The organism is Empedobacter falsenii, assembly GCF_019308355.1.
GTDB lineage: Bacteria > Bacteroidota > Bacteroidia > Flavobacteriales > Weeksellaceae > Empedobacter > Empedobacter falsenii_B.
On record NZ_JAAGKM010000087.1, the window covers coordinates 1 to 2480 of the forward strand.

Consider the following 2480-nt stretch of genomic DNA (forward strand, 5'->3'; position numbering starts at 1 on the left):
GGTTTAAAACCAGAATTTTAGCTAAAATTACTGCTCTTACTGTGGTTCAGTACATTAATAAAACATACTTTAATCGAAATATTAATAATCTAAAAACCCAAATTATTTAAAATGCACAACGGGTTAAAATTATTTAATATTAATTATTCAATATACTGTTCTACTGCTTTATCTAATTTCTCGTTTACGATTTTGGCATAAAAAAAAATCTGTTACGTTTTACAACCTAACAGAATTCTATCTTATTTATATCTTAAAATGGATTATTTAATCGTAATGGAAACGGCACTTTGCAATTAATATCTGATTATCTTCGTACTTGTAAATTAAACGATGTTCTTCGTCTATTCTACGTGACCAGAAACCTGAATATTTATGTTTTAATGGTTCTGGTTTCCCAATACCAGTAAAAGGAGTACGTGAAATATCTTTCAATAAATCATTGATGCGTTTTACTTTTTTATTATCGGTTTTTTGCCAAAATAAATAATCTTCCCAAGACTCATCTACGAAAATATATTTCATCTATTCCTCGATTAATTCTCTTTCAAAAGATTGATTACTTTTTAATTTTTCAATGGCAGCATCTAATCTTGACTCATTGATACGAGAAGATAATTCATGATTTGTAGCCATTAATGAATTGTACTCTTCTAAAGACATTACAACAATACCAGAATCTTTCCCTCTGTTGATGATTAAGGTTTCAAAATTCTTTGAAACTCTATCTAAATAAGATTTAATATCTTTTCTGAAATCTGAAACACTTGCTATTAACATAATCTTGTATTTTATTATGTACAAATATATGTACAATATTTTGATTTGCAAAATCTATTTTTATACATTATTCTAAAATAAATATCTATTATTCAATAAATTGCTCTACAGCTTTATCCAATTCTTCGTTTACAATTTTAGCGTAGATTTGAGTTGTTCCGATATCGGAGTGATCTAAAAGTTTAGAAACATACTCAATACTCATACCGTTAGCTAAGGCTTGTGTTGCAAATGTATGTCGGCTTAAATGAAATGATATCGAGAACGGAAATTCTAATTCTTTACCGATTCTACGCAATTTCTGACCACATAATACATTTTTGCTACCAATTACTTTTAGTTGGTATTCGTTGGATTGTTCGAAGAAATTAGCTTCTGAAATGATTGGAAATACAAAATCATCTGGTTCGGAAGTTTCTTTTTTGTATTTGTTTAATATCTCTAAAGCAGATTGACCTACTTTGAATTGATGTGAACGTTTTGTTTTACGAATGTTTAATCTGATACGTTGTTCGTTTTCATCGTAGTTTTTCCATTGTAAGGTAACGACATAACTAAAACGTAATCCTCCGGCATAACAACTAAAAATAAACATATCTCTGAAGTAGGTATCTGTTTGACCAAATGAACTCTTGTGGTTTTTTAGCTGCTCGATTTGTTCTTTGTTTAAAAACAGTCTTGTACTCTTGTCTTTTTTGATTCGTACACTTGCAAATGGGTAAGTATTTAAACTGATGACTTCTTCACGAATGGCATCTTTAAACATTATGGCTAAAATTGAACATTTGTATTAAAACTAACATTAGTAATTTATGAACAAATTGAAATAACTGTAAGAAAGCTTTTTTACCAAAAAGGACGCAAGTTTAACAAATTGTGGAATGCCAAGGTAGTTTTTCGTTTAAATCATGACATAAAAATAAACGAATATCCAAACAGTTATTGCAATAGCGAATCAATGCTCTGTTGTTATTAATATTATTTAGATAACTGTCCATTCAAATCTTGAAAGAGACAATTAGATTATGAAATAAAACAAATTTCTACAATTAAAAACATGATAGCTTTGAAATTTCATATAGAAAACTTGCTGAAAAGGCGAGAGTCAATTTAGCGTAATGAGCGTAAAAATGGCTTACTGTTCGCGCAATCTTCCTCTCGTAAACCCAAAATAGTAACTCAAAAAGCGTGCTTTTCTCGTCAAAAACCTCGTATCTCACTTCTCATATCTAAAATTCTCAAAAAATATTTCCCATTGTACCAGCAACTTAAGAGAAGAATGTAAATTAATTGTAAAATGAGTTTGGAAGTTCGGAAAAATGGGTTGTATATTTGCAATCCCAATACGAAAGACGAGTAGTATTAAAATTGACATAGGGACTTATATAGCGGCAAAAATATTTTAAAAATAAATTTGCGAGAATCTAAATAAGTATTATCTTTGCCATCCGATTCCGAAAGGGGTTTTTGGAGTGAAAGTAAGAATTGACTTATTGAAATAAAAACTTTAAAATTTATCAAAATAAATTTTGTTAGTTAAAAAATAAGTATTACCTTTGCAACCGCAAATACTGAGAGGTTTTGCTAAGATGAGAAGTTCATTTGAAATTATAAAATATACAGAAGAAAAAATAGCCGAATAAAACGAAGTCAATCCTTGAATAATGGAGCTATAGGAAATTCGAAGTTGTAAAAAACAG

The 2480-nt window shown here is 29.0% G+C and carries 4 protein-coding genes and 1 pseudogene; 1 reads left to right on the forward strand and 4 read right to left on the reverse strand.

Going from position 1 to position 2480, the window contains the following annotated elements; all coding sequences use genetic code 11:
- Positions 1 to 110 (forward strand): annotated as a pseudogene (locus G0Q09_RS14750) (IS982 family transposase); the annotation flags it as partial.
- 157 nt (positions 111 to 267) lie between these two features.
- On the opposite strand, the gene G0Q09_RS14755 reads toward G0Q09_RS14750, so the two are convergent.
- From G0Q09_RS14755 to G0Q09_RS14770, 4 genes are all read right to left on the reverse strand, one after another.
- Entirely contained in the window at positions 268 to 525 is a 258-nt protein-coding gene (locus tag G0Q09_RS14755) for a Txe/YoeB family addiction module toxin (protein ID WP_219035457.1), read from the reverse strand.
- Positions 526 to 780 (reverse strand): type II toxin-antitoxin system Phd/YefM family antitoxin, encoded by a 255-nt coding sequence (locus G0Q09_RS14760; protein WP_219035458.1) that lies wholly within the window; start codon positions 778 to 780, stop codon positions 526 to 528. It abuts the gene before it with no gap.
- Between the two features lie 88 nt (positions 781 to 868).
- Positions 869 to 1546: a tyrosine-type recombinase/integrase gene (locus G0Q09_RS14765; protein WP_219035459.1), complete on the reverse strand. Its 678-nt coding sequence runs from the start codon at positions 1544 to 1546 to the stop codon at positions 869 to 871.
- 100 nt (positions 1547 to 1646) lie between these two features.
- Positions 1647 to 1778, reverse strand: coding sequence for a transposase (locus tag G0Q09_RS14770; RefSeq protein WP_219035460.1), 132 nt, complete (start codon positions 1776 to 1778; stop codon positions 1647 to 1649).
- Positions 1779 to 2480: the final 702 nt, after the last annotated feature.